14 protein-coding genes are annotated in these 16,960 nt (G+C 49.0%); 9 read left to right on the top strand and 5 right to left on the bottom strand.

Annotated features, from left to right (window positions below; all coding sequences use genetic code 11):
- Nucleotides 1-21: 21 nt before the first annotated feature.
- The 3 genes from ACULM0_RS05295 to ACULM0_RS05285 all read right to left on the bottom strand — a co-directional run bounded on the left by ACULM0_RS05295 (nucleotide 22) and on the right by ACULM0_RS05285 (nucleotide 2,812).
- Entirely contained in the window at nucleotides 22-1,095 is a 1,074-nt protein-coding gene (locus ACULM0_RS05295; protein ID WP_463678224.1) for an IS3 family transposase, read from the bottom strand.
- Entirely contained in the window at nucleotides 1,092-1,589 is a 498-nt protein-coding gene (locus ACULM0_RS05290) for a transposase (protein ID WP_463677604.1), read from the bottom strand. The genes ACULM0_RS05295 and ACULM0_RS05290 overlap by 4 nt, the downstream gene beginning before the upstream one ends.
- A gap of 68 nt (nucleotides 1,590-1,657) precedes the next feature.
- The gene (locus tag ACULM0_RS05285) at nucleotides 1,658-2,812 is read right to left on the bottom strand and encodes an IS3 family transposase (RefSeq protein WP_463679401.1); all 1,155 of its coding nucleotides are present in this window, start codon (nucleotides 2,810-2,812) and stop codon (nucleotides 1,658-1,660) included.
- A 678-nt stretch (nucleotides 2,813-3,490) separates the two neighbouring features.
- Between ACULM0_RS05285 and gtfA the strand changes: the two genes are divergently transcribed.
- Nucleotides 3,491-4,942 carry a sucrose phosphorylase gene (gtfA, locus tag ACULM0_RS05280; RefSeq protein WP_463679400.1) on the top strand — a complete coding sequence of 484 codons (1,452 nt, stop codon included), beginning with the start codon at nucleotides 3,491-3,493 and terminating at the stop codon, nucleotides 4,940-4,942.
- 94 nt (nucleotides 4,943-5,036) lie between these two features.
- A complete protein-coding gene (locus tag ACULM0_RS05275; protein ID WP_463679399.1) occupies nucleotides 5,037-5,996 on the top strand; it encodes a DUF697 domain-containing protein in 960 nt (319 codons plus the stop codon).
- A gap of 14 nt (nucleotides 5,997-6,010) precedes the next feature.
- Here the strand turns inward: ACULM0_RS05275 and ACULM0_RS05270 are convergent, their stop codons facing one another.
- Nucleotides 6,011-7,036, bottom strand: a complete 1,026-nt coding sequence (locus tag ACULM0_RS05270; protein WP_463679398.1) for a branched-chain amino acid aminotransferase — start codon at nucleotides 7,034-7,036, stop codon at nucleotides 6,011-6,013.
- Between the two features lie 215 nt (nucleotides 7,037-7,251).
- On the opposite strand from ACULM0_RS05270, the gene ACULM0_RS05265 reads away from it, so the two are divergent.
- The 5 genes from ACULM0_RS05265 to pta all read left to right on the top strand — a co-directional run bounded on the left by ACULM0_RS05265 (nucleotide 7,252) and on the right by pta (nucleotide 11,912).
- On the top strand, nucleotides 7,252-8,433 hold the full coding sequence (locus ACULM0_RS05265) for a pyridoxal phosphate-dependent aminotransferase (RefSeq protein WP_463679397.1): 1,182 nt from the start codon (nucleotides 7,252-7,254) through the stop codon (nucleotides 8,431-8,433).
- A 170-nt stretch (nucleotides 8,434-8,603) separates the two neighbouring features.
- Nucleotides 8,604-9,296 carry a cytochrome c biogenesis CcdA family protein gene (locus ACULM0_RS05260; protein ID WP_463679396.1) on the top strand — a complete coding sequence of 231 codons (693 nt, stop codon included), beginning with the start codon at nucleotides 8,604-8,606 and terminating at the stop codon, nucleotides 9,294-9,296.
- A gap of 12 nt (nucleotides 9,297-9,308) precedes the next feature.
- Nucleotides 9,309-9,929, top strand: a complete 621-nt coding sequence (locus ACULM0_RS05255; RefSeq protein WP_463679395.1) for a TlpA family protein disulfide reductase — start codon at nucleotides 9,309-9,311, stop codon at nucleotides 9,927-9,929.
- A 51-nt stretch (nucleotides 9,930-9,980) separates the two neighbouring features.
- Complete coding sequence (locus tag ACULM0_RS05250) at nucleotides 9,981-10,829, top strand: response regulator (protein WP_463679394.1); 849 nt, start codon at nucleotides 9,981-9,983, stop codon at nucleotides 10,827-10,829.
- A 90-nt stretch (nucleotides 10,830-10,919) separates the two neighbouring features.
- Nucleotides 10,920-11,912: a phosphate acetyltransferase gene (gene pta / locus ACULM0_RS05245; RefSeq protein WP_463679393.1), complete on the top strand. Its 993-nt coding sequence runs from the start codon at nucleotides 10,920-10,922 to the stop codon at nucleotides 11,910-11,912.
- 310 nt (nucleotides 11,913-12,222) lie between these two features.
- Here pta and ACULM0_RS05240 read toward each other — a convergent pair whose 3' ends face one another.
- Nucleotides 12,223-13,047: a helix-turn-helix transcriptional regulator gene (locus ACULM0_RS05240; protein WP_463679392.1), complete on the bottom strand. Its 825-nt coding sequence runs from the start codon at nucleotides 13,045-13,047 to the stop codon at nucleotides 12,223-12,225.
- Between the two features lie 127 nt (nucleotides 13,048-13,174).
- Between ACULM0_RS05240 and ACULM0_RS05235 the strand changes: the two genes are divergently transcribed.
- Together ACULM0_RS05235 and ltrA are read left to right on the top strand one after the other, a co-directional pair.
- Nucleotides 13,175-14,887: a proline--tRNA ligase gene (locus ACULM0_RS05235; protein WP_463679391.1), complete on the top strand. Its 1,713-nt coding sequence runs from the start codon at nucleotides 13,175-13,177 to the stop codon at nucleotides 14,885-14,887.
- Between the two features lie 780 nt (nucleotides 14,888-15,667).
- Nucleotides 15,668-16,921: a group II intron reverse transcriptase/maturase gene (gene ltrA / locus ACULM0_RS05230; RefSeq protein WP_463679006.1), complete on the top strand. Its 1,254-nt coding sequence runs from the start codon at nucleotides 15,668-15,670 to the stop codon at nucleotides 16,919-16,921.
- Nucleotides 16,922-16,960 lie beyond the last annotated feature (39 nt).

The following is a 16,960-nucleotide window of genomic DNA, read 5'->3' as shown; positions in this document are numbered from 1 at the left end:
TTTACATTCGGTTCTAGTATGCTACCCTGCGCTCGAGTTCTCCGTGCTATCATCAAGTTCAGTCTGGTTAACCGGATTCAGATAAACCGTATCTTCAATAGACCAGTTCCTAGTACTGCCTGACCATCTCTCGGGATGAGCAGCTTTAGCGGCTATGTAAATGGCATCTCGTTTTGCCAAGATCTCTTTTCCTAAGCCCTCATGGCGTTGGTGCGGTGTCAGATATTTGATGCCACTGTGCTTATGCGTGTGGTTGTACCAGGTCACTAAATCTTTACACCATGTGCGTGCGTCGCTGAGTGTTGCAAATCCTTTGAACGGATAGTTCGGCCGATACTTGATCGTTCTGAAAACCGCTTCTGCATAAGCGTTATCATTGCTGACCCTAGGGCGGCTACGTGACGGAACGATTCCGAGTCGCTGGAGTGTATCTAGTAGAGCAGCACCTTTCATCGGGCTTCCGTTATCGCTGTGAAGAACCAGGGGCTTTCGATTTAGAGCCAAGTTCTCCTTTAGCGATGCACGACGAATCATTCGGGCTGCATGCTCAGAAGACTCTTCTAAGTGGACTTCCCAAGCGACGATCTTTCGACTGAATAAGTCGGTGACCAGATAGAGGTAGAAGAACAGTCCTTTCACCGGCCCGGGGAGCCAGCTGATATCCCACATCCATACCTGATTGGGACCATTGGCTGAATGCGTTGCCAGCGGCTTACTTTCGGGTTTCTTGGACCTGCCTCGGTGATTCTGCTGCTTATGCTTTTTGAGTACTCTATAGTATGTGGACTCCGAAGCGATGTAAGTACCGCGGTCTAACAAGGTCGGGATAGCGTAGTGAGGGGAAGAACTCTTGAACTCATCGCTATTCATGATTGCTATAATCTTTTCTTCTTCCTCTTCCGTCAGCTTATTAGCGGGTGTAGGGCGATCCGCTTCCGGCCTTTGATCATCGAGAGGTGTCCGCTGATCAGTCCATCGCTTATAGGTTTTCTTCGTAACCCCCATCATGCGGCAGGCCATTTTTAAACGAGCTCCTGCTTCAACTGCTTCGTCAATCAGCGAGATTGCTTTTCTGCGATCAGGGGTGCTGATCATTCTTCCTCGTTTTCCCCCCAGATCGCATGCATCTTTTTTCTGAGCACCAGTAGTGCAGCTGTTTCAGCCAGTGCAGATTCCTTTCTAGCCAGTTCTTTCTTTACCTGCTTGTATTCCTTATCCCGATCTCTCAGCTCTTTGCTCAGGCGCGCTGCCTCGTCTGCTAGTCCACCGTTAGCCGTCATGCAGGCGTTCTTCCAAGCCTCGATCTGCTCAACATAGAGCCCTTTCTCTCGGCAGTAGGCGCTGAGCTCCGATTCGTTTAACGACGCTGTTTCAAGGACGATTTGAAACTTATCTTCCGAACTCCATTTCTCGCTGTTGGTTTCTCCATCGGTGACTACGAACCCTTCCTTCTTGGCTTCTCGCTTCCACTTGTAAAGGGTGTTCTCGGAGATTCCAGTTTCTTTTGAAATGCTGGCAACGCTCTTGTTGGACGGGGGCATCATCATTCTTTTAACCTTGTATTTGAACTCTTTGTCGTACCTAGCCATTGAATTTCCTCCTCGGGGGATCTTGGTTATTACCACTTTACTTTATTCAAGCAGCTGGTACAACTATCCTAACACATAGGGGGAGCGTTGTCCCAGCAGTTTCCACGGCGGGACATTGACTGCTGGAGGCCACTCTCTCGTACTAATTTCTGGAATATAGGACTCGTGTAGTGACAGCCCTGATCGGAATGCAGGAGGGCTTCCGCATGTAAATCATTCCCATGATCTGCCTTCAGACTCTTCACTGTGTCGAGTGCAATATCCAAGGTAATCCGGTCAGAGACGTTGTAGGCTAGGATTTCCTTCGTTGTAGCATCGAGAATGGTGGAGAGGTAGCCTAGGAAGCCTTCCTTCCCTCGCAAGTAGGTAATGTCGGTCAGGAGGACCTTCCCTGGGATCGATTGGTCAAACTGCCGATCTAGGTGGTTCGGGAAAGTGCGGTGTTCCTTGGTGGCCTTGGCCATCTGGCGGTATGGGTTCGCACGCCGAATCGGACACTTTAGGCCGTACTTCCGCATGATTCGTTGGATTTTCTTGCGGTTTACTATCGTGCTTTTCGTGTTCAGGAAGTACATGACGACGGCGCGAGAGCCCTTTGCAACTTGTTTGTAGGCCATCGCCTCTATCACGCTGTCACGCCATGAAAGATCATCCTTTTCCTTCTCCCATCGTTTGAGTTGGTTCTCAGGAGAGACGTGCGCATAGTAGCCGGATGTAGACACCTCTAAGATCAGACAAGCCCCTCTGACAGATAGCGAACCTGGCTTACCCGTCATCTGCTGGATGAGTGCATATCGTTCATGTTTGGATAATTCACTTCCCCTCCTTTCTGCGAAGTCGAGCTTTTTTAGTAACTCATTCTCATCTCTCAGGAGGGCATTCTCCTGCTTCGCCCGACGGAGCTGCTCTTCTGTCGAGAGTTCTGTAAGGCTACGGCGTCCTGAGGCCCCCTTACGCTGATCCTTCAAACCAATGATCCCTTTATCTCGATAAACCTTTTTCCATCGAGTGGCGGCGTTATGGATACGCCTCTCCCCTAAAACCTCTAGCGGGAGGCCTGCCTCCTCGAAAATCTGAAGGCTAGGCTTTCCCTTTTCCCACTCCGCGAGGAAGTGGACCTTGAACTCGTCTGAGTAAGTGATCGCTTTCGAGGAGACGTTTTTGACATAGGGGTTATGAGACAGTTCTTTGACCTGCTCATCTGTGAAGATGCGTTTTGACATGGCTTCCTCCTCCAAATATATTTCTGTAAAGCTCCTCGTGAGTCGGTTCAGATTCCTTTTCTCCAGTTTACCAGTAATGGAGGCTGAATTCTTACCTTAGACACAAGAAGACCCTATAAAGAGTCTCTTTTTTTAAGAGTCTACTTTATAGGGTCCAGTTTAGACCCTGTTTAGCCAATACCTCGTTTTTTTTCTTTGACTGTCATTCGTTTACCCATAAGTGTTACTTCTCCTTTTGAGACTGGATGTACCTTCGGATTTGATTTTCATCAGTAGATGTGCATGATCTCATCTGTGAGCTACAGCAAACTGCATTCATTTCATCCTTGGCGAATCTTAGATCTTGTAACTCATCATATCCTTTTTGGTATGCAAAACCCCAGAGTTACGACTCGAATGTATATCGTTACCACTTCAAAGCTCTTTTGTTAATGAAATCACCTTTCTGTTATTGAAACATATGTTCTTTTTTTTGACAGGGAATATTAAGCATATTGCGCGAAAAAAACGCCCTAACTCACGACTGAAGTCACGAGTGTGCGGGCGCTAAATCATCAAGAAGTGAAAAAATACACATCAAAACTGTGCAAGATGCTAAATATTGATCGAGGAGCTTCCTCATAGCTGAAATGCTTGGTAGAATGAGAGTAACGAAGTATGAAGTGAGGAGGCATTTTAATGAGCGTGAAAAATCAAGTGATGTTGATTACGTATCCAGATAGCCTGGGGAAGAATCTGAAGGATCTAAAATGGGTGCTCGACCAACACTTAAAGGGAGTAGTGGGGAGCGTGCATATCTTGCCCTTCTACCCCTCCTCGGGAGATCGTGGTTTTGCGCCCCTGACCTATGATGAAGTTTCACCGGAGTTTGGCACGTGGGATGATGTGACGGCCATCGCCGAGCATTACGACATGATGTACGACTTTATGATCAATCATATCTCACAGCGCTCTATGTATTTTCAAGACTTTCTCGAGAAGAAAGACGCTTCACCCTACAAGGATTACTTCATCCGATACAGCGAGTTCTGGGGTGAGGACGGACCAACAGAAGAAGAAATCGATATCATCTACAAGCGGAAACCGAAGGCTCCTGCTCTATCGGTAACTTTTGCAGATGGATCAGAAGACCGTGTTTGGTGTACCTTCGATGAAGAGCAGATCGATCTAGATCTTCGCAAAAAAGAGACCTTAAACTTCATCGCAGGTCAGCTCCGAGGACTCTGTGAGCGGGGGGCCAAGGTAGTTCGTATCGATGCCTTCGCTTATGCCGTGAAGAAAAAGGGAACCACTTGTTTTTTTGTGGAACCGGAGATTTGGGAACTGCTCGAAATGATTCAGAAGGTGGTTGCCCCTTACGAAGTGACCATTTTACCCGAAATTCACGAACACTACTCGATTCAAATGAACCTAGCGGACCACGGTTACTGGGTTTACGATTTCGCGCTCCCCATGTTGGTGCTGCATACGCTTTATTTCGGTGACCGTAAGCGTCTTGTTGACTGGATGAAGGTATGCCCACGCAACCAGTACACCACGCTTGATACCCATGATGGTATCGGAGTCGTTGACGTGGTCGACCTCATGACGCCGGAGGAGATCGATCGGACAAAAGAAGCACTTTTCGACCAAGGGGCTAACGTGAAGAAAAAGTACAATTCTTCCGCTTATCAAAATCTAGATATCTACCAACTCAATTGTACCTACTACTCCGCCTTGGGAGATAATGACCGATCCTATCTCCTGGCAAGGGCCATTCAATTCTTCGCTCCAGGAGTACCTCAGGTCTACTATGTAGGGTTGTTCGCCGGCGAGAATGACATCGAACTTTTGGAAGCCACGAAGATTGGACGCAACATCAACCGGCACAACTACACGATTGAAGAGATTGATGGTGAGGTTGAGCGTCCTGTCGTCAAAAATTTGTTTGAGATGATGCGTTTTCGAAACACATACCCCGCATTCAACGGGGATATGACCATCATCGAGACCAATGAACCGCACATCTTGGAGATCCTTTGGTCCAAGGAATCGTACCAAGCCCGATTGAAGGCGGACCTGAAGACGCACGCATTTACCATCGCTTACCTTGACCGCGTGAGCGGAGACTTGAGACAGATTTCATACTAGGGAAAACATCGGCTCCTCTCGTGAGGGGCCGATGTGGTATGCTGGAAAAAAGGCACAAAACAAATGGCTTATGTGCCCATCGGGAGGGAAAAAGATGAGAAAAGTAATCTCGACGGTGATGACGGTCTTCTTTGTGTTCGTGGTCTACCTCTTCATAAAAGAACTGCTCATCATCGGCACTTCTCTCGATCGTCTCAACGAGCAGTTCGATGTAGTGTTTTATTTGTTGATCGGTGGGTTGCTCACTTGGTACCTAGGTCGCCCGATGATCGACTATTTGAGGCAACCACCCGTTGCACTATTGAATTCTTATGCAGGTGGAGACCAGGTGAGCACACTGAAACTCGCCAAAAGGGTTCGGAAACATCTCGATCCATCTGATCCTACGAAAGCAGACCTTGACAGGGCCATTGCAGCCGAAGACAAGGAAGCCATGCGCGAAGCAGTGGGGGTGTATTACGAGAGTCGCTTCGAAGAAATTGAACAGTTGATCAAGGACAAGGGGCGGGCCTGTTTCACCTATGTGGCGTTGTCCCAGAATGGTGTGTTGGATACCCTCTTGATCCTGGGGATCAACCTTGATCTGCTGGCTAAGATTTTCAGACACCTGCGATTGAGACAGAGCCCAAAGGATATCTTGGCTTTCTATCGCAACGTGATCACAGGTGCCGCCGTGACAGGTCTCTACGAGGAGTTCGACGAGGAATTGATCGAGTTTGTCGAGAACCAAACGGAACAATCGATCACAAAGATTCCCTTCGCACATGTCTTCGTGTCCTCGTTACTCCAAGGATATGGCAATGCCTATCTCACTCATTTCCTGGGCTACGTTACCCTCAATACCTATCGTTATATGATTATGGGGGAGCCCCTTTCCGATGACATTCGGAAGAAATCCCGACGCGATGCACGGAAAGCCGTTAATACACTGATCAAATCTCCTGTGGATTACTTGGGGCGATACCTCCAGAAAAAAGGTGGAAAATGGAAAGATAAAACCCTCGGCTTCGCCTTTCAGAAGAAAGGTGATACCGAGGGGAATGGTAGCCGGTGAGAACCGGCTATTCTTTATTTGACTTCGTAGATCCAACCTTCTGGTGCTTCAACATCGCCGAATTGGATGCCGTAGAGTGTATCGTAGAGTTTCCTAGTCACGGGGCCAACTTCCGTCTCGCTGTAGAATGTGTGCTCGTTCCCTTTGTGCATGATGCTACCGATAGGGGTGATCACAGCCGCCGTACCACAGGCACCGGCTTCAGTGAACTCATCGAGCTTGTCGATCAGCACATCTCGCTCTTCCACTTCAAGGTCGAGGTAGTTCTCGGCGATGTGCATCAGCGAGTACTTCGTGATGCTCGGTAGAATGGATGGGGAGACGGGGGTAACAAACTTACCGTCCTCCGTGATACCAAAGAAGTTGGCTGCTCCCACTTCTTCAATTTTCGTGTGTGTTCTCGGATCTAGATAGATGCAATCCGCGTAACCCTTTTGAACAGCTTCCTCGTGTGGAAGCAAGCTTCCGGCATAGTTGCCGCCAACTTTTGCTGCGCCTGTTCCGTTGGGAGCGGCTCGATCGTAGTCAGACGTCATGAAATTCACTGGGGCCATGCCACCTTTGAAATAAGGACCAACCGGTACGCAGAAAACCGAGAAAAGGTACTCGGGAGCAGGCTTAACGCCGACGTTGTCACCGATGCCGATGGCAAAGGGGCGAAGGTAGAGCGTTGCACCTGAACCATAAGGCGGCACAAAATGCTCGTTGGCTTTTACGACTTGCATAGCGGCGTCGATGAATTTTTCCACCGGGATTTCTGGCATCATGATGCGGCGCATGCTCCGCTGCATTCGCTTGGCGTTCTCGTCTGGGCGGAAGAGATTGATCTTTCCGTCCTTCGTCCTGTAAGCTTTCATACCCTCGAAACACTGTTGGCCATAGTGTAAAGCTGTTGATGCTTCGCTGATGTGGACTTTGTTATCCTCCACCAATTGGCCATCATCCCACTTGCCATCCTTGTAATAGGAGACGTAACGTAGGTCTGTTTTCAGATAATCGAACCGTAAGCTCGACCAGTCGATATTTGCTTGTTTTGACATTCACATTCCCTCCTTTAAAAATAGTGTATACGGTTTTACAATAAAATTCAATCCCTTGCTATGTTTTTGTAAGACCTACTCATTATTTGTTGCTTCATCAGAAAGCTTAACAAAACGAAGGAAATCGGCGTAACACTTTAAGGTTCCCCTACCCTATTCGCCTTACATTTGTTAAAATGATGGGGTAAATACACAATGTATGAGGAGGGGTACTTTTGAAACCATATGGAACACTAGGGCAACAGATTGAACCGTCCATCACACTGGCCATAACGGCGAAGGCCAACGCGATGAAGAAGGCCGGCGAAGATGTGATTAGCTTCAGTGCGGGCGAACCAGATTTCAGAACACCTGAGATGATTCGAGAAGCAGCGATCGATGCGATCGAGAGAAAACCCATTGGATACACACCTGCCCACGGGATGGCGGAGCTACGGGAGGCAATCGCGAAGAAACTCGAGCGTGAAAACCAGCTGGATTATAGTGCTGACGAGATCGTGGTCTCCAATGGTGCCAAGCATTCGCTTTATAATATTTTTCAAGCTCTATTGGACCCGCAGGATGAAGTGTTGATTCCCGTCCCATACTGGGTAAGCTATCCAGAGCATGTGCGCTTGGCCGGCGGAGTTCCGGTTTTGGTGAAGACAGAGGAAGCGAACGGGTTTTGCTATACCATCGAATCGCTAGAAGTCGCGGTTACCAAGAAGACGAAAGCCCTGCTGCTCAATTCGCCTTCGAATCCCACGGGGGGTGTATACGACCTCGAGGCCCTCGAGGCCATAGCGGATTTTGCCATTCGTCATGATCTGTTTGTCATTTCCGATGAGATCTACGAAAAATTGATTTACGATGGTGAACACCACAGTATCGCCAAGTTGCCCGGCATGCGGGAGCGAACAATTGTTGTGAACGGCTTTTCCAAGGGCTACGCCATGACCGGCTGGCGTCTGGGTTATACGGCTTCCAACAAAAAACTGGCCGATCTGATGAAAAACATTCAATCTCACGCAACATCGAATCCCTCGACTATTTCTCAGTATGCAGGCATCGCCGCTCTCGAGGGAGATCAATCGGTGGTGGAAGAGATGGTCGTAGCTTATAAGAAGAGAAGGGACTACATGATCGAACGGATTTCTGCTTCGGGAATCCTCACTTGCTTTGAACCCGCCGGGGCTTTCTATCTCTACGTGAATATCGAGAAGACCTTTGGCAAAACCTATGGAGGCAAGATAATCAAGGGTTCCCTGGATTTCGCCGACTATCTGCTCGATAGCCAAAAAGTTGCTGTCATACCGGGTATCGGTTTTGGAACAGACCAGTATATCCGCCTGTCCTACGCCACGAGCCTTGAAAACATCAAAGAGGGGCTGGACCGTATCTTGGCAGCGGTCGAGTAGACAGCGCGAAGCAAAAAGATCTCGCTCTAAGTCAGGCGGGGTCTTTTTTTCGATTCAGTCAACCCCCGCGGCTAGGGGAGGCCCTTGCTTTCAGCATAACAAATAAGGTATAATGAATATTAATCTCATCTGCAAACGGATGGGTGTACATGCATGGAGGTGATCAGATTTTGCTGATCCAAACGCCAGACATTTCAACGGCCATGGCTTTCTTTGCCGGCGTCGTTTCCTTTTTATCACCTTGCATCCTGCCCATGATCCCGGCCTATATCCTGTATATCACGGGCAGTAGCGTGACAGCCCCGAGTAAAGGCCTGGCCTTCAGAAGGACCCTTCTGTTCGTTCTGGGTTTTACCATCATATTTGTAACGATGGGGTCTTCCATCGGCTTCATAGGGGATCTGCTCGTGCGCTACCGTATGTGGGTGACGCGAGTCAGTGGTCTGTTTATCATTTTCTTCGGGTTGGTGATGGCAGGGCTGATCCCCTTGGATCTATCGAAATTGAGCTTTGGAAAGAAGTCTTATGGAAAGGGAAACTCTCCCTGGGGAGCCTTTCTCCTGGGTATTTCCTTTGCCGCAGCATGGACGCCCTGTTTTGGTCCGGTACTCGGGGCCATTCTGATGATGGCGTCACAAGGAGGAGTCGATAGGGGATTCTATCTACTGCTCGTCTACTCGCTGGGGCTGGGCCTGCCCTTTATCCTAACGGCCCTGTTCATTGATGCCTTTGGTGGATTCCTGGCAAAGGCGGAACGACACCTGGAGAAGATCACGAAACTCAGCGGTTGGGTGCTGGTCCTCTTTGGCTTGTTGGTATTCTTCGGTCAGATCACGAAAATCGCCACGTATTTAAATGCTTAGGAGATGATGAAGATGAAAAAATGGACAATCGCAGGGGTCTTGCTACTGAGTATCGGTCTAGTGTTGTCCGGTTGCAACGCTGGTGGTGTGGAAGGGGACGCCGGACCACCGGAAGTACAAATCGAAGCTGAGGCACCTGCTGCTCCTGAGGAAGAAGTAGGGCCGTCTGAAGAGCAGGAAACCGAACAAGAGGTCGAACGCCAGCAACTACCTGATTTCGAGATGACACGCCTCGATGGTAGCTCTGTTCAACTAGCAGATTATGAAGGACAGTATGTGATGATGACCTTCTGGGCAACATGGTGTACTTATTGTAAAGATGCACTACCCATTCTTGAGTCCGTTGCGAACCAATACGACGATGTGGTTCTGCTTGGGGTTGATGTCGGTGAGAAACCCGAGGAGGTGCAAGCCTTTGTCGAGGAAGCCGGGTACGGATTTGAGATTATCCTCGATGAAGAGGGATCTCTTGCAGGAGCTTTTGGCGTCACGGGATTTCCCACAACATACTTTGTACACAAGGACCGCACGAACTTTGGATATGCTCCGGGCGTGATTTCTGAGGAGCAATTGAAAGAGATTATCGAGAACACGAAAAACGAACCCCTTCTCACAGAAAAAGCCCCAGATTAGGGGCTTTTTCTTGTATAATAAGGATTGAGGAGATACAAAGGGGGGGTTGCCTTGCCCGCACTAATCCATGTGGACAATAATATGCCGATATCCATGAGGCTGAAAAATATTTGCCAGAATCACGGGCTCGATTTCTATGCTGCGAAGACGGAGTACGATGCTGTGAGTTTATTGGTGCAACACCACGACGAGGTGGCCATCGTGGTCATCGACGTCAATCTGAATCATCGCGAGGGATTCCGGATCTTAGAGAACATCCGACTGAAATGGCCTGAAGTCACCGTGATTGTGCTCACGAGCCTCAACCAAAGACGTGATTTTGTCAACAGTATCAAACTGGGGATTAATGATTATGTCCTTAAGCCCTTTGAAGATGATTTTCTACGGACGAGAATCGACATGCGCATGCGCAATAAGGAAGAGTACCTCCGGGATTCTGGGGGCGACAATTTCAAGCGTTACTTCAATGTGGTCTACGATCATGCAGTCGAAGAGGGGAGTCAACTGGTCGTCTGGATGCTGACTTTCTATCAGGAGACGACGGATAAGGCGCCCCCAACGGGCGCCGCGCACGAGTTGCAGGGCCGGGCGTTCAATGAAGCCCTCCGCGCCTTCTATGAAGACGAGGATTTCTTTATGCAGTATGGCCAACAGAGCTTTATCACCGTGAAGACAGATTGTGATGACCGGACCTATACGGCGTTCAATGATCGACTTCGTTTGGCGTTAAAGACCTTCGAGGACATTGAAAAGGGGTACAAATGGTTGTTCACCAGCATCCTCTTGCCACAGAAGAATTTCAGGGATCAGATCATTCCCTTTGATTCACAGAAAGTACTGGAAATCCTAGATGAAAAGTTAAAGAACGCGAAAAAACTGCACTTATTGAATAGGAAGTAGTTGGTAGTGTGTATTGTATACATTGAGCTGCTACGGTATAATGAGTAGGGAAATGAGTTGTCAGGAAAAGTATATGAGGAGTGATGGAGAATGGCATTTTTGGACAAAGTGATTGAAAAGGCCAAAAGCGATCTGCAGACGATCGTTTTGCCCGAGGCGACAGATCCGCGTACGATTGAAGCCACGGCGAAAATCTTGGAAGCTCAGATTGCGAATATCATTCTGGTGGGAGATAAAGATGCGATTCTGAAGGAAGCTGGCGATTGGGACATTCGTCGTGCGACGTTTATCGATCCGGCCAACTATGAAGCGCTAGATGATTATGCTCAAACGCTCGCCGAGATTCGCAAGAGCAAGGGTATGACCGTGGATGAGGCGAAAGAACTACTTTTAGATCCCCTCTACTTCGGTGTGATGCTCGTGAAAAAAGGAGTTGCCGGCGGCATGGTTGCCGGAGCTGCTCATAGCACGGCCAATGTGTTGCGTCCCGCTCTGCAGATTCTAAAGACAGCTCCGGGTACGAAGTTAGTATCCGCGGTGTTTCTGATGGAAGTGCCAAATCCTGCATTCGGTCAGGAAGGTATCTTTATTTTTGGTGATACAGCATTAAATCCCAACCCGGACTCTGAGCAGCTGGCCCACATTGCCATTAGCTCGGCTAAGACTTTCCGCTCCCTGGTAAATGAGGAGCCCATCGTGGGTATGCTTTCCTTCTCCACCATGGGATCTGCTTCACACCCAGATGTTGAGAAGGTCGTGGAAGCGACTAAGCTGGCCAAATCCTTGGCGCCTGATCTGAAGGTCGATGGGGAGTTGCAACTTGATGCAGCGATCGTTCCCGCCGTAGGACAGAAGAAAGCACCGGATTCACCGGTGGCTGGAAAAGCAAACGTCCTGATTTTCCCTGACCTGGATGCGGGAAACATCGGGTACAAACTCGTGCAACGTCTGGCTGGTGCCAATGCCTACGGCCCTATTTGTCAAGGACTGGCGATGCCGATCAACGACTTGAGCCGCGGCTGTTCTGCAGATGATATTGTTGGAACGGTAGCCATCACCGCCCTTCAAGCCCAGATGCAATAAGCTAACGAGATCCCTCCGACCACCGGGGGGATTTTTTATGTGCTTCCCATCAGGTTTTGCAGGAGGACAATAAAAAGAACCTCCAGCACCAGATGGCCGGAGGTTCTCCTGTGACGGTTGGACCGTCAACAAGATTGCTATTCATCATTAGGGGGGAATGAATGCAAAATCTTGGTCTGCGAACAGTTTACTACAGGTGAGCCAGTCTGTCTTCTCATATGATGAAATGAAGATGATTTCGATGTGTAAAATACGGAAAACAAACCGGGAAAACGTTGCCTGTTTTCTGTGTTCTTTGGAATCTCGATGTTCAATTTTGGGAAGTTCTCTTTTGCCGGCGGTAGACAGAAGGGGTTACCCCCATTTTCTTTTTGAAGAGTGTTGCGAAGTATTGTTGATTGGAAAGGCCTACGAAATCAGCGATGTCGACCATGGTGTGATCGGTGTGTTCGAGAAGGGCGGTGGCTTTCTCGAGCTTGACGGACTGGATTCTTTCGAGCACGGTTTCGCCCAGCTCTTTTTTGAACAACCACTGCAGGTAACGGCCGGTGATGCCCAGATGATTCGCTACTTCGTCCACGGAAAGTTTCCTGTGGTAATGCCTCTCGATATACCAACAGGCACGTTTGACGTAGCCCGCATTTTCTTCTGTCTGCTCTCCTTGCGTCATCAGGAGAATGCCCATCTCGGCGAATAAGGCACTCAATAGGATTGGATCTTCTGGGACCGTGAGATCATCCATCTCATTTCGTTCGATAATCCGCTGTAGCAGCGCGATCACGAGACCGCGTTCATCCCTTAACCACAGGAGATCTTCAAGGTGCTGCAGGCGGTCGGGAAAGGCGGTCCCTTCCTGGCAGTTGACCGCGAACCTAAAATCGATCACGAGCAAACGGAAACTCGGATCACCGGGCTGAATGGTGACCTGTGTACCGGGTCTAGCCAATAAGAAGTCATTGGTCAACAAGCGATAGGTTTTGTCGTCGATCGATAGTAAGACCTGACCCGAGCGTTGAAAAAAAAGCCGGTAGCAAGTCGATTGCATGGGTGTCTCGGGCATAAAATCCGCATGGAAAAGCGTGCGTTGTTGGTAGCCCAAGCATATTTTTTGTTCATTATGTTTCTTGTCGTCCATATCTAGTCACCTCGTAATCCTAGTATACCCGAGATGGCATGAAACGTATAGGAGGACTCGCTTTCCAACTGACTATTGATGATGTATAATAGACAGGAATATCAGACAAAGGATGAGGTGACAAGTGATGAAGTGTTCGAAATACTACATGCCTACGTTGCGGGAAGTACCGAATGATGCGGATATCCCGAGCGCAGTGTATCTATTGCGCGCCGGTATGGTGCGAAAGTTAGTCAGCGGCATCTATTCCTTCCTACCGCTCGGTTTCCGAGTATTGAAGAAGGTAGAGGCCATTGTACGCGAGGAAATGGATCGTTACGGCGCCCAGGAACTACTCATGAGCGCTGTGCAACCTAGGGAGCTCTGGGAGGCTTCCGGTAGATGGGAAAACTTCGGTCCCGAAATGTTCCGCTTGAAAGACCGGGGAGACAGAGAGTTTTGCCTGGGCCCCACGCACGAAGAAGCTTTCACGGATCTTGTGAAAAACGAGCTGAAGTCTTACAAACAGCTCCCGCTCAATCTTTACCAGATCCAGACAAAATACCGGGATGAACGGAGGCCGCGTTTCGGCCTCGTGCGTGCGCGGGAGTTCATCATGAAAGATGCGTATACCTTCGATATCGATGAAAACGGTATGCAGGCTTCCTACGACAACATGTGGCGTGCTTACGAGAGTGCCTTCGATCGATTGGGGTTGAAGTACAAAGTTGTCCAGGGTGATTCAGGGAACATGGGCGGAAACATGAGCCATGAGTTCATCGCCATTACCCCTGTGGGCGAGAGCACCATCGCTTATTGTGATGCCTGTGACTATGCTGCGACCGATGAAGTGGCTTCTAGCTTGTACGATGTGAACACGGTTGCTGCTTTCGAAGGCCCCGAAGAGCGTGTGCTAACAGAAGGTATCGAGAGTATCGATGAGCTGGCGACGTTTTTCGAGGTTCCGGCTGATCAATTTGCCAAAACTTTGCTTTTTAAAAACGGTGAACGAAAATTTGCCGTCGTGATCCCGGGTGATCGCGAACTGAACCTCGTGAAGCTCGCGCGACTCGTCAATCTGCCTGAGGATGAGTTCGTGATGTTCACGTCAGAAGAGACGGAGAGTATCGGCAGTGTCAATGGCTACATCGGCCCCAAAGGACTGGATCCGAGCGTGGAACTCATCGCCGACCGTCGCGTACTCGAGAAATCGCGTATGATCGTAGGGGCTAACGAGCTCAACTACCATGTGAAGAACGCAGTGATCGCCGACCTGGACATGATGATCTGCGATGACTTGCTCATGGTACACGAGGGAGATAAGTGTCCTTCTTGCGGGGCGCCTGTGGCACTGGATAAAGGAACAGAGGTTGGTAATATATTTCAGCTCGGGGATAAGTACTCAAAGGCGATCGATGCTACGTTCCTCGACCAAACAGGAAAAGCGAGACATTTTCAAATGGGGTCCTACGGCATTGGGATCAGCCGGATCCTATCGGCTCTTGTCGATCAGTTTCACGATGAAGATGGCATTTTATGGCCACCTCAGGTGGCACCCTACACCGTGCATTTGACGGTGGTGAATGCAAAGAAAAGCGAGCAGATGGAACTGGCGGATAATCTCTACCAAGTTTTACTCTCTGCTGGTTACGAAGTACTCTTCGATGATCGCAACGAGTCGCCCGGAGTGAAATTCTCCGATCAAGACCTTATCGGAATTCCCGTGAGAGTGGTAGTGGGTCGTGATGCCAAGGATGGGCTGGTAGAACTCTCCACACGACGTGAAAAAGGTAATAAAGAGAAAATCGCAGTTGAAGATCTCCTAGATCAGGTGGCTCGTAAAGTCGAGTCCTTACAATAGTCGGTTCCATTAGATCCCCTTTCATCTACGGATGAAGGGGATTTTGTGCGCGTGGCAGCGCAATATACTAAAGGGTGAAAGTCCCGAATGCACCGATATGGCGGAAGCAGATAGCTGAGCGATAGTGCGTCTTTGCGAAAAGGGGTGCGGAGGATCGTAAGGCAAACCACTGCACAGAGCTGCAATTAAAACCCATGGTAGCATGATGCTGGAGGAGAACCTTGTAAAGTGTGGGAGACTCCAATACCATAAGCAGATCCACATGATGTTAAGAGGGCTGGGGCAGTGGGAAAGTATATTGACGTGACCCATGGAGACCTCATCGGTTCCTGAAAGGGTATAAATCATCAAAGGCGAAAGCGGGAGAGGATTTAGATGGCTGGTGAGGAGTCAGAGTGCGGTATAGTAGTGAAGAAGTCTATGCAATGAAGCTTGGCGACAAGTGGAGGGCAGCACATAGATGACCTGCATCAACAGAATGCGGGGGCACATGGGACCCAAAAGGCCCATAGATGCGCGCGAAGACCTATGCACCCACAATAAGTCAGACAAGGCACTCCTAAAGACCGATACGAGCGAGCAGAAGCCGGCGAGGTGAAAGACCTAAAGACCCGGGGTGGAACAGAAGGGTACACCGTTTGCTATGGGGGAAAATCCAGAGGACGCTTAAAGAAAAGCGATACACGGATAAATATCTTCCGGTACGTAGCATGGGAAACAAGGAAGAAGCAGTCTGCGAGTAAGAGTAAGAGGACACAAAGGAAAACAGGTGGTAAAGCCGTGTATGAGAAAATCTATGAGATGGAGAATCTCAAGGAGTCGTTTAAGAAAGTCAAACGAAATCAAGGTAGCGCTGGGGTGGATGGTATTACGCTCTCTGACTATAAGGAGAACCTGGAGAACAATCTAGAAGTCCTTCAGGCAAAGCTAAAGCAGGGAAGCTACAGACCAAAGCCTGTCAAACGAGTGTACATCGATAAACCGGACGGGAAGAAACGGCCCCTAGGCATACCAACCGTAGAAGACCGGATTGTTCAACAGGCCATCCGGCTGGTGATTGAACCGCGGTTTGAGCGGAAATTTCTTGAGTGTAGTTATGGATTTAGACCGAACAGGAGTGCGCATATGGCAGTGGATGAAATCAAGAAAGTCCTACGATCGGGTTACCGATATGTCATAGACGCAGACCTGAAATCGTACTTTGACACCATAGATCAAGAGCTTTTGATGAAGGAAGTCCAAAAAGAAATCGAGGCCCCGGAGGTACTCGATCTTATCAGGAAAACATTAAAATCAGGAGTGCTTGAATACGGATGTTTTCACGAGACGGAAAAGGGAACGACGCAGGGCGGAGTGCTTAGCCCCTTGCTCGCTAATATCTATCTCCATGCATTTGACGAGTTGATGGCCCAACGAGGTCATAAGATGGTAAGGTATGCGGATGACTTCATTGTGTTTCATAAATCTCAAAAGGGAGCGGAACGCGTACTGCAAGGAATTAATAAATTCCTAGAAGGTACCTATAGACTCCAGGTACATCCGGAGAAGACTAAAATCGTGGATAGCTACACAGAGAGTTTCGTCTTTCTGGGATTTGAATTTACCCCGTGGGGAACGATTCGAGTGCCGGAAAGGAAGGTGAAAACCTTCAAAGCCAAGGTTAAGAAAATCACCCGTAGGAACCAGACGGTGAACATAGGAAACCTCATTAAGGAACGGTTGAATCCAGTGCTTAGAGGCTGGGCTAACTACTATGCAATCGCGAATATCAAGACCCTTCTTACCAATGCTATGAGATGGATAAGAAGGCGCCTTCGCATGGTGCAGATGAGGAGCTGGAGAAAACCAAAGAAAATGTACAAGGCTATGCGTCGCAATGGCTGGAGGGGAAGAATCATTCCGCTGGCCATGAGCCGATGGCATAACTCGCTATCAAAGCAAGCGCATATGGCCATGCCGAATGAATGGTTTGACTTCCTAGGTCTTGTGGACCTTGTGAAAATTTACGATGATTACCACCCCAAAGGGGGATAGTTGTGGAGGAGCCGGATGCGATGACCCGCACGTCCGGAT

Source organism: Halotolerantifilum yawarlongkerapense (genome assembly GCF_054506745.1).
The sequence above is the reverse complement of the archived record's forward strand: the minus strand, read 5'-3'. Positions and strand labels throughout refer to the sequence as shown.